At 43.6% G+C, this 23,539-nt stretch carries 18 protein-coding genes and 2 pseudogenes; 18 read left to right on the forward strand and 2 right to left on the reverse strand.

What is annotated here, in order from left to right; translation table 11 throughout:
* Positions 1–62: 62 nt before the first annotated feature.
* The 8 genes and pseudogenes from OCV52_RS21865 to OCV52_RS21900 all read left to right on the forward strand — a co-directional run bounded on the left by OCV52_RS21865 (position 63) and on the right by OCV52_RS21900 (position 12,688).
* Positions 63–3,755, forward strand: coding sequence for an RHS repeat domain-containing protein (locus tag OCV52_RS21865; protein ID WP_137406146.1), 3,693 nt, complete (start codon positions 63–65; stop codon positions 3,753–3,755).
* Positions 3,745–4,875 carry an RHS repeat-associated core domain-containing protein gene (locus OCV52_RS21870; RefSeq protein WP_004736818.1) on the forward strand — a complete coding sequence of 377 codons (1,131 nt, stop codon included), beginning with the start codon at positions 3,745–3,747 and terminating at the stop codon, positions 4,873–4,875. The genes OCV52_RS21865 and OCV52_RS21870 overlap by 11 nt, the downstream gene beginning before the upstream one ends.
* 275 nt (positions 4,876–5,150) lie before the next feature.
* Positions 5,151–6,590 (forward strand): 6-phospho-beta-glucosidase, encoded by a 1,440-nt coding sequence (locus tag OCV52_RS21875; protein ID WP_137406147.1) that lies wholly within the window; start codon positions 5,151–5,153, stop codon positions 6,588–6,590.
* Between the two features lie 96 nt (positions 6,591–6,686).
* Positions 6,687–7,685: a LacI family DNA-binding transcriptional regulator gene (locus tag OCV52_RS21880; RefSeq protein ID WP_137406148.1), complete on the forward strand. Its 999-nt coding sequence runs from the start codon at positions 6,687–6,689 to the stop codon at positions 7,683–7,685.
* A gap of 250 nt (positions 7,686–7,935) precedes the next feature.
* Positions 7,936–8,109, forward strand: a pseudogene (locus OCV52_RS21885) (maltose acetyltransferase domain-containing protein); the annotation flags it as partial.
* A 119-nt stretch (positions 8,110–8,228) separates the two neighbouring features.
* Positions 8,229–8,771, forward strand: coding sequence for a recombinase family protein (locus OCV52_RS21890; RefSeq protein ID WP_137406149.1), 543 nt, complete (start codon positions 8,229–8,231; stop codon positions 8,769–8,771).
* Positions 8,772–8,774: 3 nt separating this feature from the next.
* Complete coding sequence (locus tag OCV52_RS21895; protein WP_137406150.1) at positions 8,775–9,533, forward strand: hypothetical protein; 759 nt, start codon at positions 8,775–8,777, stop codon at positions 9,531–9,533.
* 1,025 nt (positions 9,534–10,558) lie between these two features.
* Positions 10,559–12,688 (forward strand): hypothetical protein, encoded by a 2,130-nt coding sequence (locus tag OCV52_RS21900; protein WP_137406151.1) that lies wholly within the window; start codon positions 10,559–10,561, stop codon positions 12,686–12,688.
* Between the two features lie 78 nt (positions 12,689–12,766).
* On the opposite strand, the gene OCV52_RS21905 is transcribed toward OCV52_RS21900, so the two are convergent.
* Positions 12,767–12,925: a hypothetical protein gene (locus OCV52_RS21905; RefSeq protein ID WP_170222394.1), complete on the reverse strand. Its 159-nt coding sequence runs from the start codon at positions 12,923–12,925 to the stop codon at positions 12,767–12,769.
* A 238-nt stretch (positions 12,926–13,163) separates the two neighbouring features.
* Between OCV52_RS21905 and OCV52_RS21910 the strand changes: the two genes are divergently transcribed.
* The 8 genes from OCV52_RS21910 to OCV52_RS21945 all read left to right on the forward strand — a co-directional run bounded on the left by OCV52_RS21910 (position 13,164) and on the right by OCV52_RS21945 (position 20,899).
* Complete coding sequence (locus OCV52_RS21910) at positions 13,164–13,976, forward strand: DUF2971 domain-containing protein (RefSeq protein WP_137406152.1); 813 nt, start codon at positions 13,164–13,166, stop codon at positions 13,974–13,976.
* Between the two features lie 136 nt (positions 13,977–14,112).
* Entirely contained in the window at positions 14,113–14,694 is a 582-nt protein-coding gene (locus OCV52_RS21915; RefSeq protein ID WP_137406153.1) for a hypothetical protein, read from the forward strand.
* A gap of 832 nt (positions 14,695–15,526) precedes the next feature.
* Positions 15,527–16,495, forward strand: coding sequence for an LPD25 domain-containing protein (locus OCV52_RS21920; RefSeq protein WP_137406154.1), 969 nt, complete (start codon positions 15,527–15,529; stop codon positions 16,493–16,495).
* Between the two features lie 53 nt (positions 16,496–16,548).
* Complete coding sequence (locus OCV52_RS21925; RefSeq protein WP_137406155.1) at positions 16,549–16,737, forward strand: hypothetical protein; 189 nt, start codon at positions 16,549–16,551, stop codon at positions 16,735–16,737.
* A 283-nt stretch (positions 16,738–17,020) separates the two neighbouring features.
* Positions 17,021–17,842, forward strand: a complete 822-nt coding sequence (locus OCV52_RS21930; protein ID WP_137406156.1) for a restriction endonuclease — start codon at positions 17,021–17,023, stop codon at positions 17,840–17,842.
* Between the two features lie 273 nt (positions 17,843–18,115).
* Complete coding sequence (locus OCV52_RS21935; RefSeq protein ID WP_137406157.1) at positions 18,116–19,054, forward strand: hypothetical protein; 939 nt, start codon at positions 18,116–18,118, stop codon at positions 19,052–19,054.
* Positions 19,055–19,235: 181 nt separating this feature from the next.
* Entirely contained in the window at positions 19,236–19,643 is a 408-nt protein-coding gene (locus OCV52_RS21940; protein ID WP_137406158.1) for a LexA family protein, read from the forward strand.
* Positions 19,643–20,899, forward strand: a complete 1,257-nt coding sequence (locus OCV52_RS21945) for a Y-family DNA polymerase (protein WP_137406159.1) — start codon at positions 19,643–19,645, stop codon at positions 20,897–20,899. The genes OCV52_RS21940 and OCV52_RS21945 overlap by 1 nt, the downstream gene beginning before the upstream one ends.
* An 82-nt stretch (positions 20,900–20,981) precedes the next feature.
* Here the strand turns inward: OCV52_RS21945 and OCV52_RS21950 are convergent, their stop codons facing one another.
* Positions 20,982–21,392 carry an OST-HTH/LOTUS domain-containing protein gene (locus OCV52_RS21950; RefSeq protein WP_170222395.1) on the reverse strand — a complete coding sequence of 137 codons (411 nt, stop codon included), beginning with the start codon at positions 21,390–21,392 and terminating at the stop codon, positions 20,982–20,984.
* 84 nt (positions 21,393–21,476) lie between these two features.
* Here OCV52_RS21950 and OCV52_RS21955 point away from each other — a divergent pair.
* A pseudogene (locus tag OCV52_RS21955) lies at positions 21,477–21,860 on the forward strand (sugar O-acetyltransferase); the annotation flags it as partial.
* A gap of 417 nt (positions 21,861–22,277) precedes the next feature.
* Positions 22,278–23,426, forward strand: a complete 1,149-nt coding sequence (locus OCV52_RS21960; RefSeq protein ID WP_137406162.1) for an S-(hydroxymethyl)glutathione dehydrogenase/class III alcohol dehydrogenase — start codon at positions 22,278–22,280, stop codon at positions 23,424–23,426.
* Positions 23,427–23,539 lie beyond the last annotated feature (113 nt).

Raw genomic sequence — 23,539 nt, forward strand, 5'->3', positions numbered from 1 at the left:
ACTCGAACAAAATAGAGTTAGCTCAAGCATTTGAGCTAACTCATCCACTTTAGGGGAAATTTATGTCTAATTGGACTTCAAATGCTTTTAACTTTGATAGTTTTTGTTCGGGCGGTGTAGACCAAAGGACCAGAAGCTACTCATACCAAATCTTACTTGGCTCTCTTATTGGTAACTGGCTCAAGGGACCAAACCTCGATATCTCCATTCAATTCTCACCATACTCAGCAGAAAACCTTGGTTTTGGTAAAGGCTGGAAGTTAAATCTTCCGCGATACGATATTGAAAATAAACAACTCTATCTAGCCAACGGGCAATCTTATCGCGCTGAATTAAATGCCAATCTAGAAATGAGTATTCGTTACAAAAAGTTGCTCGATTTTTCGGTATCGTCTAGCGCAAATGGTTACGAAATTACTTATAAAAATGGCCGTACTGATATCTTAGATAAAGATGGTGACATCATTAAGGTACGCCAAAGTAATGGGCATGCCCTCTATTTTTCTTGGCTCAATGTTGGCGGCAAGAAACGCTTGGAAAAAATTTGGGACGATAGAACAAACAAGCAAACAGCGCTGCTGTGGATTGAATATGTGAGCGCAGGTCGCGTCAATATTTTTACCAATCTTGGCAGTACCCACGAGGCCTTTTTTGGTCTTACACTAAATAACAGTAAGCTGGTTAAGTGTGACTTACCTGAGCGCGCCGGTAGCTATAGCTTTGGTTATCTAAACATTGGCACATACACGCTAATTGAGAAGGTGGTTCACCCTTGTGGCTTAACGGAAAGTCTGCGATACAAAGCTAATGGCATTCGAATTAATTCGATGACCTATTTACCTGCGGTGACTTCTCATGAGGTGCTGACTCTCAACTCTCCTGTTATTACGACAACCTATGACAGTATTGGTACCGATAGTCGTAATTTTATGGGGTATGGATCGCCCGGTGGAGAATTGAGCGAAGGGCTTGATAATTTGCTGGAGCGCGGTAGAGAGTACAGCTATCGCGTACAAAAAATTGAAAATGGCTCTATTGTCACAGCTCAAACCTACAATCAATTTCACTTGCTTGTTGAAGAAGCTCGACACGTCGATGGTAACCTGGTTCATTTGAAAAGGTTGGACTATCCCGCCATTGATAATCAAGAGTTTTCCGCTCAACCCGCTCAGTACTCATTGATCAGTAAAGAGGAGCAGGTTTGGTTCTCTGGATCGGATAGCCAAGTTCAAAATAGATTCTGGGACTATGACGAATACGGCAACATGCTTAGGTTTGTCGACGAGAATAGTATTACAGAACACTATGAATATTATGCTAAAAATGGAGAGGCGGGCTGTCCTGCATCACCAACGGGCATGGTTAATTTCGTTAAATCTCGCACGTTAGACAATGGCTCTGAACAAAGAGTGATTACTTACCAGTATGCTTCTCTAGAGGGGTTAAATGGTCAGCGAGACGTAGTGCTGAGTCTAGAAGAGGATACACAACGTTACCAAACTCATTACGCCTATCAAACTGATACAAGTGATACCTATTCATTTAGCCGACTGGCTTCGGTACAAAATGACATTCTTCACCCTAACGGTGTCTATTCTGCTACTTCACGCTATCAGTATGCATTGGATAATGATGTTCTTGAAGAACACGAAGAGCTGACTTGTCATGATAATACGAAAACCAATCTTGTTGTTGGCCACTACCTTGATATTGGTGAGTTAGCGCGACATGTCGACTCTGACGGTGTCAGCTGTTCATTTGCTTATGACACGCTTCGAAGAACCACCGAAGAGCGAATTGAAGGAAGTGCTTCCCGTTCGTACCAATATATCGTTGATACTGGTTTGAGCCGACAAACTCTGCTGTTAACTGACTGCAAAGGTAATTTGTGTGAGCAGAGCTGGGATGGTCAAGGGCGAGAATTAGAAGCCAAGGTTGGAAGTTCAGTCCTATGGACCAAAATGTACGATGCGTTTGGCAGGCTGCAAAGCAAGAGTACCTATGATGTGCTGCCCGATCGAAACTCTAGATCAGTGCCTGTAGTGTTAACTGAGAGCTATGAATACGATGATTGGGGGCAGGTTAAATCTACGTTGCTTGCTAACGGAAAGCGTCGCGTTGAATTTAACAACCTTGCATCGCGTAAGAAAACTCAGGGTATTGAAGGCTTAACCATGACGGTGAGCTCTCTGAACACTTGGGGTCTTGAAGACAAAAAAGAGCAGGGGATTCATAGCTGGGATTATGAGTATGATTCGTGGGGGAGGCTGATCAAAGAAACCAACCCGCTTGCTCAATCTAAGCACTACCATTACGACCGATTTGATCGCGTGATTCGCATGACTCAAGCGAACGGTGTCGATCACAACATCACATACGCTGAGCATACCGATCAGTCACAGGTTGTAGACCTGAAGATTGGAGGGACAACGGTGGGGCAACGTGATATTGATGGCTTAGGACGTCAGCGAACACTGCGACGCGGTGCGAGTACTCAAGCGGCGCTGAGTTGGTCCTACTCAGACAGCAGTAATATTCCTGAAACTGAAACTAGCTTGTCAGCGCCAGTGCGTCAGTTTACTCGCGATAGTCAGTTGGGTGTATTGAGTGCCAAGTCGTCTGATGGGCAGGTTGCTAACTATACTCATGACCCAATATCTGGCTTGCAAACCGGGAGTCAAGATAGTGAAGGCAATCAAAGCAGCATTACCTATTCGTCGAAGGGGTTACCTGAAGTTCAGGTAAATGACGGACAGTCTCGTTACTACAGTTATTCAGATGGCGGGGTTATCGCTGCCGTTGATAGCGACACGGATACTCGCCAGTATGGCTATGATGAACTCGGGCGTTTGGTGAAGCTGAGCTGCAATTCGACAACGGTATATTACGATTATGATGAGTTTGATCGGGTGATCGTCGAGACTTTAGTGTCTGGTAATCAAACCCAAATTACGGAGCTTGATTGGGATGAGTACAGCCGTGAAGTGAATCGTGCTGTTGCCTTGAACAACCATTATATCTTTGAGCAATCACAAGAATATAACGCGCTAGGTATGCTCGAATCTCGTACCAAAGAGTGTGCGACATTTGGCAACCTGACAGAAAGCTATACCTATGACGAGCTTGCTCAGCTTACTAAGGTCGAATTCTTTGGGGCGGGTCCTTTGAGTGATTGGGGACAGCCAATGACTTCAATTGAGTGGAGCTATGACGAGCTGGGTAACATGTTGACTCAGCGTACATTGACGGCTGAATCTGAAGATTTCGCTCGTTATTTTTACGAGTCGGATGACCCTAGTCGGTTGACCAGCATTACTCACTCTCATCCACAACTCGATAGCCAAATATCAATCCAGTACGACTTGAATGGCAACATGACTCAAGATGCGGATGGTCGAGTGCTCGAGTATGACAACTTTGACCGCCTGCAGCGTGTGTTTGCCGACAATACCGAATGGTTATACCACTATGACAGCAACGACCGACTCTCGGCTCAGCAGTCTTCTTCGGAATCTCGTCACTTTAGTTATCTGTGGGGTGATCTCTCAGCAATAGAAGAAAATGGCAAACTGACTCAGTATGTCTATCACGAAGGGGTACCAATATGGTCAGAGACAGGCTCGGAGACGACATTGTTAGCGACGGATCTAAATGGTTCTGTCATTGCCTCTAACACTTCAGGGAAAACGGGCTCGATGTACCGTTACTCTCCATATGGACAACGCGAGCAAGCGGGGAATGAAAATGAAGAATAAAGACTCGGTATTTATTACCCCACTTAATCGCCGTCAGTTTCTGATTAAAATTGGTCAAACAGCGGCAGTGGCTGGTGGCATATCCTTGCTACCGACTTCAGTTCGTTTGGCGATGGCGCAGTCGATGACAATCTCTCATTCAGACATTGGTTTCAATGGTGAGTGGCTAGACCCCGTGTTGCAAGGTTATCACTTAGGACAAGGCTATCGTGTTTACCAACCTAAGTTGATGCGTTTCAATGCCCCTGACAGTTTGGCGCCTTTTAATGAGGGTGTTCATAATGCTTATGTGTATTGTCACAATGATCCTATTAATTTCACTGACCCAAGTGGGCACCTGAATATCAGCAAGATCTTGTTTGGTGCTTTTGGTGTACTTGCTGGGATAGTTGGTATTGCATTGGCGGCACCTACTGGTGGTTCAAGCTTGGTGTTGGCGGCTGGTATCATCGGTGGTATTGCTGGGATGACCAGTGGCGCATTGCAAATCGCATCAGGTGTTATCGATGATGGGGACATTTCTCGTAAACTTGATATAGCGACGATTCCTTTCGATATTATTGGTGTGGTAAGTGGCGGGTATTCGGCCTATAAGTCGGTTCAGAATCTGCGTTGGGTAAGAGCTGGCGGTGCTCTAGAAGATGTGACACAGCCAGGCCTTGGTTCTCGCTTAATGAATAAAATCAGGCCTTCGAGTGAGTACAATGTGGCATGGGCCAGTAAAACGAACCCGGCCATGCGCATAGGAAGTTCTGAGGGACGGGTGATTGCAACCAGAATGACTCAGGGCGGCAAGACGATGACGTACACGCCTCCTCCGATTCATGGTGGCTACACAAAGATCCTCCTTGGGCAGGTAAAGGTTGGTGCACGAGGTTATACCATCTATCAAGGTATAATGACGGCGCGCTCGATCGGTAGTTTGGGCTGGTCTACGGTCAAAACAATACCTGGGCGTTTGGATCAGGAGAAGTCCTCAGCGGATAATATGGTAACTGAAGGCAGAAGTGCTAACCCTGCTGCTAAGAAGACCCAAATGTACGCACTTGAAGAGACCAGACAGCGCATAAAATATGGTAATGAAGTTCAGCAAATGATCCGTCAATTGCCATTGTCTTAGCCTGCTCTATTTTTCTTGAACACTGTAAAGCCAGCTCAACCTTAGTTGAGCTGGTTTTTTTGTATTTAATATTGGCGTTTTTGAACGTTATCTGTAAACCATGACCGCTTCCCTTAAATTCACTTTGTGATCAAAAAAGATCAAAAATAGTTGTTGAAACCGGTTTCAATGTGTATCTTTATTGCATCTTGAAATCGGTTTCAGAGTTTCAGCTTTTAAGTTTGTTACCTTAAACCTATCTATTTTCTAGCGAATAACTTGTAGTGAGTGATGGTATGAATAACGAATTTCCAAACAATTTTTTATGGGGTGGCGCGGTTGCGGCGCATCAGCTAGAAGGCGGCTGGGATGCGAATGGTAAAGGTGTTAGCGTTGTCGATGTATTAACAGCAGGCGCTCATGGTGTTCAGCGTCGAATCACCGATGGTGTGATCGACGGTGAAAACTACCCAAACCAAGTGGCGGTTGATTTCTACCATCGTTACAAAGAAGACATTCAGTTATTTGCTGAGATGGGCTTTAAGTGTTTCCGCACCAGTATCGCGTGGACGCGTATTTTCCCGAATGGCGATGAAGCCGAACCTTGTGAAGCGGGATTAAAATTTTACGATGACCTGTTTGATGAGCTTCTCAAATACGATATTCAGCCAGTTGTGACGCTGAGCCACTTTGAAATGCCTTACCATCTAGCCAAAGAATACGGCGGCTGGATTAACCGTAAAGTGATCGACTTCTTCGTTAAGTATTCAACTACGGTGATGGAGCGTTACCAGCACAAAGTGAAATACTGGATGACCTTTAACGAGATCAACAACCAAATGAATACCTCGGCAGATATCTTCGGTTGGTTGTGCTCTGGCGTGAAGTTCCCACAGTGCGAAAAGCCACAAGAAGCCATGTATCAAGCAGTTCACCATCAGTTTGTTGCGAGCGCATTGGTGGTGAAGAAAGGTCATGAGATCAACCCAGATCTTCAGATCGGTGCAATGTGTGCGATGGTGCCCTTCTACCCTCGTTCTTCAAAGCCAGAAGACATCATGGTGGCGCAGCAAGCGATGCGTGATCGTTATTTCTTCTCTGATGTCATGGTTCGTGGTCACTACCCAAGCTATGCCAAGCGTGATTGGGCTATCAAAGGCTTTAATATCGAAATGCAGCCTGAAGATGAGCAGATCCTAAAAGAGGGTAAAGCCGATTACTTAGGCTTTAGTTACTACATGTCGAATACCTTGGATTCTTCTTCGCATCAGTCGACTGAAGAAGCAATGGACGGTGGACATGAAAATTCGGTCGAGAACCCGTTCATCAAGTCGAGCGATTGGGGCTGGCCGATTGACCCAACAGGCTTGCGTTACTGCTTAGCATCTCTTTATGAGCGCTATGAAGTGCCACTGTTCATCGTTGAGAATGGTTTTGGTGCGGTTGATACCATCGAAGAAGATGGCAGCATTAATGATGACTATCGTATCGCTTACCTTGGCGATCACATCAAAGAGATGAAAAAAGCCGTTTCGATTGATGGCGTTGACTTGATGGGTTACACCCCTTGGGGCTGTATCGATTTGGTGTCGTTCACCACAGGTGAGATGAAAAAGCGCTACGGATTCATTTACGTAGACAAACACAACGATCAGTCAGGGACACTAGAGCGTAAGCGCAAGAAGTCTTTTGAGTGGTATAAAGGCGTGATTGCATCTAGCGGTGCCACTATTTAGAATGCCTGCAATTAAACGGCAGCGAGCGTTGCCGTTTCACTAAGCAATACAATTAGCTGGCTTAGGTCGGCTAGTTTTCTATAGAAGGGTAAGTGAATGGTCACCATGCTTGATGTTGCGAACCGCGCTGGCGTCTCTAAATCGACGGTCTCTCGCGTGCTGAACGGCAAGAACATCGTAAGGCCTGACGTTGCCAAGAAGGTCTTTGATGCGATTCAGGAGACAGGCTATCGACCAAACTTGTTGGCTCAACAATTGGCGACTAAGAAGACTAATTTTATCGGTTTTGTTATTACCAACGAGCTTTTCAACGGCCCTTACTTTTCGTCTTTGATGTATCACGCCGCTTCTTACAGTGAAAAATCCAATCATCAGTTGGTGATTACCGATGGTAAACACAGTGCTGAAGACGAGCGCAAAGCCATTAATTTTCTACTCGATATGAAATGCGCCGGGATCATCATTTATCCGCAATGCTTGAGTGAATCTAAAATCGCGCAGAGCATTGAGAGCACTGACACTCCCATTCTTGTGCTCAACCGTGAAATGCCTTCGAAGCCTGAGCATGCGATCACTACCGATCATTATCGAAGTGCTTGTTTGATGGTTGAACACATCATAGAGCAGGGACATACAGAGATTGCGGTTATCCGTGGTAAAGCTGGCTCGTCGACCGATGAACAGCGTTATCAAGCTTATCAAGATGTGCTCACTAAGCATGGTATTGAGCTAAACCAATCTAACGTTGCTCAAGGCAACTGGACCATGGAGAGTGGTTACCGTGCCGCTCAATCTTTAGTGGAACGTAAAGCAAGCTTCACTGCGATCCTGTCTGAAAACGATGACATGGCGATTGGTGCAATTAAGGCGTTAACTGAGCTGGGGTATTCATTACCTCAAGATATCTCTATCGTTGGCTTTGATAACAGTAAAGTAGGCGAGTTCCTCACACCAAGCTTAACCTCTGTGAGCGTTCCATTAGAGCAAATGACCCAAAAGGCGATTCTACAAATCGTTGGAGATTCGGAACACGCAGATGCCATCGACACTACGGGTAGTCTTGTCATTCGAGATTCAGTTGCACAGCGTACCTAAACGATATGACACATCAATTTCAATTGGCCTTTGCTTAATAGCAAAGGCTTTTTTATTGGTTTCATCTATGTGTTGCGTTTGTTGAGCATGAATTTTAATGGGTCGTTCACTACAAATCGTGACAGGAAGCGCATCTCCGTAAGCATCTTAAAACCGCTCTTATTGTGAGAGGGAAAGATATGCGGTATTGCCTTTTTTGGTCATTGTATTGACCATTACTGGGTCAGTCGTGTGGAAATAGGTAAATAACGTGAAAACAGAAAAACAGAAGATGTTGGCTGGAGAGCCTTACTTAGCATGGGATGAAGAGTTGTACGCTGAGCGAATCGAGTGTCGTAAGGTTCTGCAAAAGCTTAACAACATTATTCCAGATACCGATGAATGGCGCACGGCGATTGATAAGCTGATCCCTGATTCTGAAGGTGTACTTTAAGGACACCTATCAAAAGGATCGTTTTCAGTGTTCACAAACTCCTATTGATATCTAATGGACATGACCATTATAGTTAGTGTAACTAAATGAACATATTAAGGCGTTAACTCATGCTAATTGGCTATGCCCGTGTCAGCTCGAGCGATCAGTCGCTCGACATTCAGGTTGAACAGCTCAAACTGGTTGGCTGTGAAAAAATCTTTCAAGAGAACGCGAGTGGTAAAAGTGCCGAGCGTGAGCAGCTGAACGCTTTAATCGATTTCTCTCGGGAAGGGGACACCATCCATGTGATGAAAGTGGACCGTTTAGCTCGTAACACTATCGATGCCCTGCAAATTGCTGATGCGCTGGCAAAGAAAGGCGCGGGCTTAGTCTTTCACGATCTGGGCAATGTCGACATTAATAGCGATGTCGGTCGAGTCATTTACACCACGATATCGGCGTTCGCAGAGATGGAAAGAAAACGTATCTTACAGCGCTGTAACGAGGGCAGGGAGCGAGCACGAGAAGAGGGAAGGCACCTCGGCCGATTTCCTAATAAGCAGCTTCATGAGCGTATTCAGGAGCTTGCAGGGCAGGGGATGAATAAGCACGCGATCAGCAAAGAGTTAGGGTGCAGCCGGACGACGGTTTATAAGGTGTTAAGGAAATAATGTATGTCTTATTGGCGAACATTGAGTGATGGTAGAAAAGTTATAGTCCAGGGTGCAGGGCCTGAGTGTGTTTCATCGATATCAAAAAGCTTAAAAAACCCAGAATCACTGGTGAGAATGCGTGGGAAGCCAATTAGCGAGCAAGGTAAAATATTTTCAACGTTGTGTTTTTGGTGTAAAGCACCAGTTTACTTTGTAGAGAATTCAAGTAATGGTGGCTGCTTTTTAGCTGATCGAACACCCTCAGAGGGGGGCTGGAAAGTTCACTCATGCTGGCTCATAAATAAGGGGGCTTATAAGAGCGTAGTAATTAAACATTACCGTCAAAAAATGAAAGAGAAAAAACGGCTTAAAGCTCCTCAAAAGGTCACAAATAAGACTAAGAAAAAGACACAAACTCTCGATAGCGAACTTGTAAACAAAGTTAGAAGACTACGTCTTTACCATTCAGACAAGAAACTCCCCAAGTTTTTTGTAGCAAACTTTGAGCAGATTGAAGTAAATCCCCACATCTTAATAAATAAGAAAAGCTATCAAGTAGCACAGTTTAGAGATAGAGACTATTTAATTAGAGCGTTAATCCAAAGTGAGTCTTTCCCTAACGGTTTATTGGGACGAAGGACTTGTATGATTTCTCTAAAGGTTAAAAAGTTGGGTAAAGAAAGACTTCCGATTATCTCAGAGGTATTCGCTCAGGATAAAGTATTCATCGACCTACCTCGAAGAATTAAGTCCTTTGAAATGATAGAGTTACAGCAATAGGATGGCCTTGCTCACCACTCCAGCCAAAACTTGCCACTTCTCAGTGGTGAACACGCAAAAACATGTCATGGGCTAAACACGTGCCGCTGCGCGCCACAGCCCATCACATAAACGTCTTCACCACTCAGGCGGCTACGCTTTGTCTTCCATAGCAAAGCCCCTTAAAAGCTCTGTTATCAACCCCAAACCCCAAGCTTGGGGCCTTTAGTTCAAATTGAACATAATGTGGAATAATACAAAATAGCACGTGCCGGTTCGCCAGCAAGCTGTCGGGCACTGGGCTACTTCAAGTATTATTGGACATTATGTGTAAATTTTCACAACCGCATAAAAAGCATGCTTTCAGGCGGCCAGGCAAGCTGGCAATTGTTTATCTGCCTTGCCCAAAAACACGGGCAAAGCAGGGCAATTGGCTAACGCATCAAAACACAAACAACGTGTTTTCATGCGGGTACGTTCATCACTTTCTATGATTCACCACTTGTGGTGCTTTCGTTGTTGCCCGTGCCGGTCAATCCATAAAAGGCGCAAGCTGTTTTATGGCATACCACCACATCCCCCGCCCACCCAATGCTGCGCCCCGTTCTTTGGTTCTAGGGTGTTCTACGTTTGCGGTGGGCTTGGTGCTACGCGGTTTAATATTCACTTGTAATTTAATGGCGCAGCAGCTGTGGTCGTGTCGTGGTGGGTTGGTGTATTTGTGCTTTCGGGGGGATTCCACCCACGGAACATGTGTTTTCCCCTACCATAAACTATTCGATTAAGTTGATAACTGTTCATTCTCGTCATTAGGCGACATCCTACAGTCTAACTTCACGTCATGTGTCATAAATTATTGATTATTGGTTGAGTTAATATGAGAATGACTGCATTTCCGAATGATGAAAAACGCCAATTTTTCGTCTAATAAGCGTTAGTTGCCATGCGTTAATATGGTATTCAATCATTTGTTTCACTTATAGAAATGTGCAACTTAGGACATATAATCCCGTATGTTGGCTAGCAATGATAATGATAGAGGTAAAATGTTAAGCAAACATATGTTTCACTTCGCTCTAGTTCATGAGCAATTCGCTGAAACTGGCGATTTAGTTAGAGGGCTTTTGCCTCTTTTTACTCCGCTTTTATCTGACTTGGAAGGCAAAGAGTTCGTACCAGAAAAGTTTTGTAAAGAGATAAATGCTACATATGGTCTGGAAATGCATCCATATGTAGCCGAAGATCTTGCGCCAAAACTAGTGGAGGCAGGGGTCTTAACTATCATAAATGAGAGGAACAAGGGCAAAAGATATTATATCGACTCAATTCCAAAAATAGACAATGCCAAGCTTCAGTCTGATATACAAAAGATATTCAGCGAGTATGAGAAGCGTGCTAAGAAGAATATGAAGCAAGCTAAGGTGGCTAGCCCTGATGTAGACTATTCAAGTGAGTTTATCTCAAGATTGGTTCAGATAGATACCTTTGTAGAAAAATACGCCCCTAGCAAAGTTAAACAATATAAATGTAGCGACATTCTAGACTACACTTTTGTCTGGTTTGTAAATGCAATTGAAGAGAAAGGCGGTGAACTAAAAGAAGTACTAAATAAAGCTTATTCTGGCTGTATTTTGTCAGAAGTTGTTCTGAGTATTAAAGAGCCATCAATCGCAAATGGTTCGATTAACGGAAAAAGTTTCTATATAGACGCCCCGATTCTACTCAACGTATTAGGCTTTAACGATGAATACTCCGTCCAATGTTCAAGGCTATTGATCAACAAAATTCTAGATGAAGGCGGTATTCTTACTACAACCGAAAACTACATTGAAGAGGCTCAAACATCCATTAGAATAGCACTTTCAAATAGAGATAGAAAACAACCAAGAGTTAGCTCTTTAGATCATTATATTTTCAAGAACCCATGCAAGATCATAGATGTAAGAACGGCTCAGAATAGTGTAAAAGATATTTTATCTCAACAATACAATTTCAGCGTTAATAATAAGTATATAAACATATCCTCATATGCAAGTAATCTTCATGGTGCTGCTCTAAAAGAGAAGTTATCAACAGAATTGTCTTGGTATAGTAATGAAGTTGCATTGTACAATGATGTAGAGTCTATTACGTATGTTGTAGCTAATCATGGGTACTCTTCGATTAAGAATATCGCTGAATCCAAATCTTTTCTTATATCACCGAATGAAAGCTTGATTAAATCAGCTAATAAAGTTCTGTATACACTCAGAACATTCACTAAGCCAGATATGACTCCGTTACTTAGTGAAAAAAAATTAGCGGTGCTCTTATGGGTTATTAGTGGCGGAGTTGGCCAAGATATAACTTCGCTCACCCTCGTTAGCTCTTGTGCTCGTGCTTTTGAGATGCACAAAGAGGTTTTCTATAAGGTTAAAGAGTTCTTAAAGAACTTACCGGAAGAAAAAGTTAAAGACTATGAACGCATAGTTTGTAATGATCGCGTCTTTAACTATTTAATCGACGAGGTAGGCTCAAACTATAACCAAATAGATGAAGATAACTTTGAAGAACTACTTGTTCAATCTAAAATTAGGCTTGATGAAGAAGAAAGATTAAAAGAGTTGCTCTATAGTTCCGAGAAGTCTAATTTGGAAGACAAGGTCAGAAAGGTTGAGTTAGAAAGAAACAAAGCTCGTGAAGCTATTGTTGCCAAATCAAAAGACCAAGTTATTAAGGAAAAGCAAAATTCTGAACTTAATGACAAGGTTGGAAAGCTACAAGAAAAAGTAGAGTTTTTGGAACGTCAAACATCTGAATCTAAGAGTAGTTACCTTAATGAAATTGAAAACGTTAAAGAGGAATCGTCTCGTGACATTGAAGCTAGCGTTCATGCTGCCCGAAATGAAGTAAGAGCGGATAACTTTTCTCGTTTGTCGTTATTTTTTGAGAAAATTCTTAGATTATTGGTTTCCTTAACGTTGGCTTTGGTTTGCTATCAAGTGAGTGCTATGTCTCTCCCAAACACTATTGTTTTTGCTGATATTACTATATCTGGTGAAACTGCGGGTTTCGTTAAGTACCTTATTTCGGTAATACCATTTATTGCAACTTGGGTATTACCAGACTTCATTTTTGGCGGAACTATTAAAAAGCTAAGTGATAAAACTGCTGGTAGAATTTTGACTACGTCTTAGGTTGTACAATGTTAGTTACGTTCGTCAGGGTGATAAATAGCAACTAACAAATAAGGATTAAGCGTTGTGTAGCTAACGTTAAATACCAAGTGTTGAACAAGACTGAGCTTCTATATCAGTAAATTGTGCGATCTGCTCTAGAAGGGTGGCCGCCTTGATGCTTTTCTCAAGGCGAGTACGCTCTTCGTAAGGAAGAAATTTAGACACGTCATTTGGGGTGTGCGTTTCCCCTATCAAATCTAATCCAATGAAAGAGGAGCAGACCTTGGGGCCTATATAGGTTGAAAATAGTATTGTTCAGAATACGCCGGAGTTATACGGAAACTTTTGGCAATTTCTGAAGTTCATATCCTAGGCGCTAGGCAATACGGGCATGAGATTGAACGTGAGTGTAATTGGCGTTACTATTTGTTGCATATAATTACGGAAAAAATCTGTCGATAAAACGTTAGTTGCTTCGAGGAATAGGTTAAGCATGATTCTTTATAAATATATGTCATTTCAGTCTGCTTCGAAGGTAATGAAGAATAGCTCAATAGGCTTTTCTTGTTTGGAAGACCTTAATGATCCATTTGAAGGTACAGCTATCTGTTTTGAAGAATCAGATACATTGAGTAGTAAGCTACAGAAAAATCCGCACCGCAATCGACTAAGTAGAAATTATGGGGTGTTGTCTCTTACGCGCAACCCGCTAAACCCTCTGATGTGGGCACATTATGGTGATGACCACAGAGGTGTAGTTATTGGCATTGATATGAAAAAGGCTAATTTGCTGGATGAAAAATCATGTGTAATTCCTGCCCAATATGGTGAGATAGTTTACACATCAACCATGCCACAAAATATGCTCCCGACTTCAAGCGCCGAGTCATTAATGTCTATAGGTACAGAATATGAATGTTTTAGACATCATAATTACGGTCTGTTTAAAAACGCATTTCTTATGAAAGATCTAACATGGGGGTACGAAGAGGAGGTGAGAGTTGTAAAAAAAATTAATGGTTCTCAGAAATCTCGTTACTCGGCATGTGAGTTTGAGAATGAAGCAGGAACATGGAATCAAGTAACAATTCTGGGGCGTCCACTGTATTGTTTATCGCTTCCTAAAGAATCAATAGTTGAAGCATATCTAGGTTGTTCTACCTACAGCAATGTTACCCGTTTGGGTATGAACGAAGATGATTACTTTAATATCCGAAAAGCTTGGCAATCAAGTGGTGTAAATGTTCAATTAGTACGCCGCAAGGTAGGGACTTGGGACTTAGAAGTTTCTGACTACAAAATTTAGAACGCAACAACAAATTGTTCAAGCAGCCAGCTAACAGTTGGCGATTTTGGTTTGGTTTAGTGATCACAGTGGCTTTGTTTGAATGTAGTGGCAGTTAGCTGCTACTTAACAATGCGTTAGGGATTAGGAGTATAATTTGGATTTTTTACAACAATATGCGAAAGAAATATTCGCTTTATCAGTACCGTTATTAACGTGGTTCTTAAACTACTACTTTAAGGCTAAAGCAAAGTTGCATGTTGCTAGCCCTCATGGATTTACATTTTTAGTCGAAGAGCCAGTTAAGGATCAAAATGGTAACGTCGTAAGCCAAAGACAAACCGTGAAAACAATGTCTCATATTGTTTCGAATCCTGGTCAGGATACAGCGACTAAAGTTGAGTTAGTTTTCAACTGGAAACCACCTTGTATTAATATTTGGCCTTCTCGACATTTCATAGAACACGAGCAGAATGATGGTCGCTATGTCATGGTCTTTGACTCACTAGCACCTCGCGAGCAAATAACTTGTGAGTTGCTGTCAGTAAATAATGATCTTCCTGCGTTAATAAATGTCAGAAGTGATCAATGTACTGCAACCCAAATAACGATGTGTCCACAGCCTGTGGTTGCACTTTGGAAGCAAAGAATAGTAGCTATATTGATGTTTCTTGGTCTATCTTTAGCAATCTATGTAAGTACGGTATTTCTTCAGTTTTTACTTGCGGTAGCACAATAAAATACGCCCTAACAGATAAGGATTAAGCGTTGCTTAGCCAACGTTAAATCCCAAGTATTGAACAAGCCCGAGCCTCAATGTAGGTAAATTGTGCGATGTTCTCTAGAAGGGTGGCGGCCTTGATACTTGTCTCAAGGCGAATGCGGTCTTCGTAAGGCAGAGGTTTCGACACATCATCCAGTGTGTCCTGCACGTCAGTTTTGCTATTTTCCATACCTGTAGTTATTCACAACTTTCTGATGTAAGGTTTTTCGAAACTAATTTCTGTCCGAAATCAGATTTACAGGCTCAGTCTTAACCTGTGATCACCGTTATTTATTTTTACTGGCTAGGTTTAAGATGCTGATTGTTGGCGTTGTTAGGATAATTATCCTCTAACTAATCGATAAGCACTTCAAGTTACCCATCATGTCGCCACCAAACGTCATGGCTTGGTTACTTTGGCATGTTTGTATTGATAACACCGAAGCTGAGACCTGCTTTATCTCGCGTACCTCTTCGCTCGTTCCTCCCTCCTCGGTGGCTCAACCAAGCCAATAAAAAATACAAACAGCGTATTTCCTATTGTCTTAGCCCTACGGGTCACAATCAGGGCTAGGCAAGCTTTCACTTTTGCGGCCAAGTGCTGTCTGAGTATGCGTGGTGTTTGTGCTCTATTTTGTCCTTGGCTGGGTTTCAACGTTTCGTTTACGCCACTTCTATCCTTCGCCTGCAGAACTTCACTAGAAAAAGTGAAATGAACGCTGCGCGCTTTTGCCAGTGAAAACCATGCAGGCTGCCGGGAAGTTAGGCGAAAACGACGATGAAACCCTAACAACCCAAGGAGCACAGCATGTCACATTCCCTTTCTTCGCAAACTCACAGCACTAAGCCCGCAAAAGCGAGCAACGTATCCCCGTTGCATCCGTCAGGCTCTACAACAATGAAGGTGGTGCCGCTGTCTGTTGTGATTCACTGGTCTGAATCTTCCAGGCTACAAACGGGTGAAGAGTTTGAGTTCGAAATCTTTGAGGCCATTGCACTGAAAGCTGCTTTGGATAATCCATTAGGTGGTTACGACAAAACAGAAGTAACGGTGAAGTTCGAAGGTGGCCATCAGCATCGTTGCCGCGTCGATTTGGGTTGCGGTGGTAATGAGTGTGGGTTTGCGGACCACTGTTTTCGTGTACTCGAGTACGCCCTATCGCTTGAGAAAAGTGATCCGTCGCATTGGTACTTTACTCACGCCCAAGGGCGTGAGCTGCTCGCATTGCTTAAAACCTATCAGTTAAATCGGCATACGGTGGCGTTGTCTCGATCTCAGGTGTTAGCGCGCACCCGTTTAGCGAAAGCGCAACAAGAAGCCGAGGAACAGGCCAAGGCTAAACAAAGAAAAGCGGCACACCAACAGCAAGTAGAACGAGAGAAGGCGTTTCGGGCATCGCTTTCCATACCGGATTGGGCGCAGGGTGTCATTGTGGCCACGTACACCGTATTTGATGAGGAAAGTAGCGATCCTTATGGTGATGACTACCGCTTCAATACCGAAAAAACGATTGTTCTCGCCTGGTCTAAACATACGCGCCGGTTGTTCCCAGAGCTGCGCAAAGCGTGCTTAAACCATGAAGATACGACGTTTTTAGCGGATAAAACGCAAAGTAGTGAACACCGAGAAAACTATTCAATGGGGGCCGGTACCTATCTCACGAATAAAGATTTTATTCGTTGTGGTTGGTCGGTGCGTAAAGTGCGCTTTTGGCGTGAAGACTGCAAAGCGGTTTATGTTCCACAGGGTGAACTGGCTCAAGCCGTTCAAGCATAACTGGGCGGGGCTAACGCCCCGCACTCCCCTCGTAAATCACTGGAGGCGTGACAATGTCACAAGAAGGTCGCTTTACTATTGATGCTCGCTTAGTCCACTTGTTCGAAAAGTTAGCCGCATTAAACCCGCCTATTGGCCAAATGGTGGCTGCGTTGAATATTGTGCTTGCCGAGAATGGAGAGAAGATCGTGACAAAAGAGGATTTTGAGCGGTTTTTAGAACAGCTTGAGGAGTGGGAATGAAAAAAGGCGCCATTGTGTCGAATTTCTCTTTTCATCTTTGAAGCAAGGAGGCCTGGCTAGCGCGCGAATCCTTCACTTTCGGTCTGGTGAATTTGGGGAATAAGCTATAGGTCAACGGCGGCGCATCCAATTTCTTGAATTAATTCTTCCTTGCGGTATACCGGGTCACCTCGATATAAAATTTATTTAGTCAGTGAGCACCCTAGCATTATTAATCTAAATGTTTCTATCCTATTATTACCTATGTTCTAATGCGTATAGTTGAGTATTAAGAGCGAAAGTAATGGCGCGGCGTAAAGATGGAATTATATGGCATTTAATGGCTGCTCCATGGTGGCTAAGTGTATTGTTTGCTGTCGTTATATACTTTGGCCTATCGTACCTGTTGCCGTGCTTAGCGGCTAAAAGTGATAATTTCATCCTTAATGCCTTGGGTTCCAACCTTCCACTGGTAGCTCCCCATTTAGCCTTTCTATTTTTGTTCCCTGCGCCAATAGCTTGTTTTAGGCAGTACATGCGAAAACGAAGCTACCATACGACCACTTCCCAAATAAAGATTTGCAAGAATACTTCGCCATTGAATGACTTAAATTGGGTCGAGTTTGAAAGCTATATTGGAGAATACTTTAAATTTCAGGGTTATGACGTTAAACAATCTTTCTCTCAGAAGGCCGACGGTGGTGTTGATATTTGGCTGACGAAAAACGGTGAGCTGAGCCTTGTGCAATGTAAGCATTGGAAAACTCGTAAAGTTGGCGTGCAAGTTCTAAGAGAAATGTATGGAGTTATGATCGCTAACAATGCCAGTAAAATGATCATAGTCACATCAGGGGGGTTCACATCTGAAGCAATTGCCTTCGCGGTGGATAAACGATTATGGCTCGTTAATGGCAGTGAACTGGTTCATATGGTTGAAGACGGCCGCTATTTTCAGAATAAAACAGTGGTACCTGAACCTAAAAATGTGTCCTCAGCGGAAGATCGAGTTTGTCCTCAGTGTCGCTCTAAGCTTGTGTTACGTGTTGCTAGAAGGGGAATGAATACAGGTAAGCGCTTTTATGGCTGTTCAAATTATCCTACGTGTCGTTATACATGCGATTGCTAATGTGTGTGTTGTGAGAGAGCGAATAAAACATTGTAAGGGCGTGAGTATTCCTACGAAATATAATCCGATGAAAATGGCTAAGACCACCCTCACTTTGGTTAATGGTCTGGTTGAGAATCGAATTGCTTAAAATCTGCCGGAATTATACTGATTGTCTTAAATTAAAAATCTGAATTAGAAAACGATAAGGAGCTGCGGCAAAACTTCATGAAAAAATTAACATTAATAACTGCGATATCTCTTCTTATGCTGGGCTGTGCTAGGAGTCCTTATTTGAAAGACAAACATCGCGACGATATAAAAACAACCGATGTAGATTCAAAAGCAGAAGTTGAGTTAGTGGAAAAAATTGGATACCTAAGCCGCAGCTTGATGGAGGCAGACGACAGAGCCGAAATTGTTGCCCGTATCAGACAAAAAGAAATTGAATTTAACAGTGGAATGAATGCTGGAACATCTGGTGGTATAGCCAGTGCTACGGTAAATCTAACCCAAGGAACACTTAATTCGACTAATGCCAGTCAGGTTGGATTGGCTGTCTCAGCAGGAAGCTTTTTACTTGGTGAGGTGTTTGATGGCAGCTATGAAAATTTTGCCAGAGTTTGGTTGCCTGCTGTTATAAATGGTAAAGATATATCGACACCAGAACAAGCTGCACAAGCCTATCAAGAGCTTCATGAGGCAAAAGTAGCAGAGTTGGCGAAAAAATTAGGTTGGACATACAAGTGTGTAATCTATTGCGATAAGAATAATAAGGTTTACTATTTTAAAAATAATGGACAGAAGCTTTCAGATAAGTACTTCTACCAACCAAATGATTTTTATCTTTCAACCTATATTGCATGGGGATTCGAGGAAGTCAAAGATGATGATCCAGTTAAATACTTACTAGGTTCTGATATCAAGTGGCGCTCGAAGGGCCGAACGGGGTTACGCACCTCACTACACGCTGAAGCAGTCAAAAATGAGGATGGCTCATTGAAGATCGTTGTAGCTGAAAATGGTATCACAGATTACTATTATAAAAAGGATCTCAAGCCAACATTACTCGGTCAACAGATCATGAGTGAACAATTTGACTCGCCATATATGATTGACGGCACTCAAGAAACGATTCCACCAAGAATTTATTACAATAACGATGTTTACCTCTTTTACAGTAACAGTTCTACAAACCTCACGAGGAAGCGATTAAAAATAGGAAAGCTGTAAGAAGTTGAAAGAGCTCGGCTAAGCAAAGTAATGTCTTGAGTCGAGCTTTTAATTTCCCCCAAATACAATCCCACCTCATAGTGAAACATGGGTCATTAAGATGTTACTTAGCCGCATCTCAGGCTTGCGCTTCTGGACATTTTTACCCATAATAATACTGTACATATAAACAGTGTTATTTATGAACGTTATTCCTATTTCAGCCCGTGCTGGCATCACTGGCTTTGAGTCACCTGCTGCGGAGTACCGCCAACTTTCGCTTGATTTAGATGAGTTACTGGTCGAGCACCCAAGCGCGACTTTTTTAGGGCGCGCGAGCGGCGACTCGATGCAAGGGGTCGGTATCTTCGATGGGGATATTCTGATTGTCGATCGCCATGTCACCTTGAGTAATATGGATGTGATTGTGGCCAACCTGAATGGCGAATTCGTGTGTAAGTTGCTTGATATTAAGCATCGCCAGCTGCTTTCTGCTAACCCTGGCCACGCACCAGTTTTGGTCCAAGATTGCGATACCTTTACAGTGGAAGGCGTCGTCATACGTTCGATACGCTGTCACCGGGCCAGTCATTTATTGGGGCAAGGGTAATGTTTGCCCTGGTTGATGCCAATGCGTTTTACTGCAGCGCCGAGCAAGTCTTTCGCCCCGAATGGCGTGGTAAGCCTGTTGTTGTTCTGTCCAATAATGATGGTTGCGTAGTCGCGGCAAACCGCCAAGCCAAAGAGTGCGGAGTCGAGAAGTTTAAGCCCTACTTCCAGATGAAAACACTGTGCGAGCAACGCGGCGTTATCGCGCTCTCTTCTAACTATGAGCTTTACGGTGACTTATCGAGCAAGATGATGGAAGTCATCGGCCGATTTGCTCCTGAGCAGCACATCTACTCTATCGATGAATCTTTTCTCTCTTTCGAGCGAACGGCGCTCGCGATACCGTGTCTTCGTGAGCATGGGCAAACCCTCAGAAAATCGGTGTGGCGAGAATGTCGGTTACCTGTGTGTGTGGGCATTGGACCGACGTTAACTCTGGCCAAAATCGCCAATCAAGCGGCAAAGAAAATCGCTGGGTTTGATGGGGTGTGCGTGCTCGATACTTTAGTGGAACGCGAACGTGTCCTCGCTCAGCTCTCAGTAAGTGATGTGTGGGGAGTAGGAAAACGGCTGACGACTCACCTAAAACACCTTGGAATCACCACCGCGTTACAACTGGCCAAGTACCCGGCGCCATTGGCCCGCAAGGTGTTTAATGTGGAGTTAGAACGCACTGTGCGTGAGCTCAATGGCCAAGTCTGTAAACAGTGGGATGCAGCAAGAGCCGATAAAAAACAGATCTTTTCTACGCGCAGCTTTGGCGAACGCATTGAAGACGAAACCTTATTACGTCAGGCGTTGTGTCACCACGCGGGCATAGCATCGCGTAAAGCAAGAAAGCAGCAATCCTTATGTAAGGTGCTAATGTGCTTTGCCTCGAGTTCGCCCTTTGATGATGCGCCCTATAACCGGCGTGTCGTCCACCGGTTCCCTTACCCAACGGCGGATGTCACGCAAATAACTCAAGTGGTTTCTGAACTCACAGCGCAGCTCTTTTCAGAAGGCGTGCGCTTTTACAAAGTGGGAGTTGGGCTATTGGGTTTGGTTGATGGGAGGCAAGAGCAAACGGACTTGTTTAACCCAACCCCAAACAATACGCCGTTAATGTCGGTGTTTGATGGTCTGAATCGACGTTTTGGCCAGAATACGGTATTCCTTGGCGCTCAAGGCATTGAGCAAAAGTGGCAAATGCGGCGTCAGCTTCTAACACCGCAGTACACGACATCTTGGACAGATTTGCCTCAGGTTAAGTGCTGAAGTTAACTTCAGCACACAATATCAATTCCGAGAAAGACATTTCTTTAGCAACAAGGGGAACAATGTTGGGATTTTTGTTAAATCAGCCAATCTTAATATTTGTTGCTCCAGGCGTGGGGCCATGATGCTTTGAGCTCTTTTGAAAGTAGACCTTCTGATTTGATTTTATCTTTGACCAGTGTTTTTCGTCTATCAAGTCATCCCTACGAAAATAAAACTCCTCTCCCTGGCACACGATAAACGCAAAACCTTTGCCTTTCTTAGGTGTCGCTTTCACCGTACCTATAGCGTTGGCAAGGCGCACGTAACAACGGTCGTCTCGAACATCATGAATTTCCAGTTGGTTCGTTTTGTTGATGATCAGTTTCTTTAGGCTTGCGCTACCGTAACTTCTAGGGTCAAAAGCACTGTCTAATTGCTTCAATTTAGTGCCGAGGTCACCAAGATAGATACTGTCATTGTCTCCAACTAACTGCCAGTATGCGTCGAGCAACAGCTTGTCCAGTTCTGCATCATCTCCGGCATCTCCAGCTTGGTTATCCTCACAGCCAATATTCTCAACATAAACAAAGTTGTATATTTAGAACCACCATTTCGCTGCGACTACGGCTCAAACATTAAGCTCGGTAAGAACTTTTACGCCAACTTTAATTGTGTCGTGTTAGATATGGCTGAAGTAACGATTGGCGACAATGTGCTGTTTGCCCCTAATGTACAAGTGCTTGCGGCAGGTCACCCATTGGATGTAAAGAGCCGTGTTGATGAAGGCGTTGAGTTCGGTACGCCAATCACGATTGGTGACAATGCTTGGATTGGTGCTGGCGTGATTATTTGCCCAAGCGTGAATATTGGTAAGAATAGTGTGATCGGTGCGGGTAGTGTTGTGACCAAAGATATTCCAGACAATGTGGTCGCAGTCGGTAACCCATGCCGAGTATTAAAGCCAATTGATAATGAATAGTAGAACAACCAAAGAGACAAAGCCCGAATCTAGATTCGGGCTTTTCTATTCTAGCTAGATGCTAGATGCTAGATGCTAGATGCTAGATGCTAGATGCAGCGACTTGCGGAGTCTGTTTCTTGTCTAGCAGACCACTGAATCGAGTTAATACAGTAGCGAGTCAATGCGGTATTCTATAAATCATCCTCGGTATCTAAGCGTATCTCTGCGTTTATCGATTTTATTCAGCCTAGGTTAAACCTTTGATTCGCTGTTAGACGAAGTTAATCTTCCTATTTATTATTACTAATATGTAATAATTATTCTCATAAATATGGGATTATCAAACTTGATAGTCACACCTATACTAGCCCCAACAAAACGAGAGAGCGATAACAAACAAGCTTAACGTTGACTGACTAATATAGGAAATATCACATGACTATCGAAATCAAACCTGGTCAAACTCATATCCAATCTAAAGCAATGGTTGCTTGGAAAGCTGGTGAGCCACTAAAGCGTGAAACGGTTGATGTTGAACTGCCAAAGGCTGGCGAAGTACTTGTTCGTATCGTTGCTACTGGTGTTTGTCACACTGACGCATTCACTCTTTCAGGTGACGATCCAGAAGGTATCTTCCCTTCTATCCTTGGTCACGAAGGTGGCGGTATCGTTGAAATGGTCGGCGAAGGCGTAACAAGCGTTGAAGTTGGCGACCACGTTATCCCACTTTACACAGCAGAGTGTGGCGAATGTAAATTCTGTAAGTCTGGCAAAACTAATCTTTGCCAAGCGGTTCGCGAAACTCAAGGTAAAGGTCTAATGCCAGACGGCACAAGCCGTTTCTCTATCAATGGTGAGCCAATTTTCCACTACATGGGTTGTTCTACTTTCTCTGAGTACACTGTACTTCCAGAAATCTCACTAGCGAAAGTAAACAAAGAAGCACCTCTTGAGGAAGTTTGTCTTCTAGGTTGTGGCGTAACCACTGGTATGGGGGCGGTACTAAACACAGCTAAAGTTGAAAAAGGCGACACAGTTGCCGTATTCGGCCTAGGTGGTATCGGTCTTTCTGCAATCATCGGTGCTCGTATGGCGGGTGCAAGCAAAATCATCGGTGTTGATATCAACGAGAGCAAATTCGAGCTAGCAAAACAACTTGGCGCGACTGACTGCATCAACCCAATGAAATTCGACAAGCCAATCCAAGACGTTATTGTTGAGATGACAGACGGTGGTGTTGATTACTCATTCGAGTGTATCGGTAACGTAAACGTGATGCGTCAAGCTCTTGAATGTTGTCACAAAGGTTGGGGCGAATCTGTAATCATCGGTGTTGCAGGTGCAGGTCAAGAGATCTCAACTCGTCCATTCCAACTAGTAACAGGTCGTGTATGGCGTGGTTCTGCTTTTGGTGGTGTTAAAGGCCGCTCTGAACTACCAGAAATCGTAAACCGTTACATGGCGGGTGAGTTCGGACTACAAGAGTTCATCACTCACACTATGGGCCTTGAAGACGTAAACGAAGCATTCGACCTAATGCACAAAGGTGAGTCTATCCGTACTGTTCTACACATGGATAAATAGCCTTAAGTCCTAAACCTTATCTGGTTTTCTTAAAGTCCGTTAGAGCAAATCTAACGGACTTTATTTTTTATTAGGCACACTTTACCAAGGCATATTTTTTATTTAAGGTGTCT

Origin of the sequence: Vibrio chagasii (assembly GCF_024347355.1) — a bacterium.
Lineage (GTDB): Bacteria > Pseudomonadota > Gammaproteobacteria > Enterobacterales > Vibrionaceae > Vibrio > Vibrio chagasii.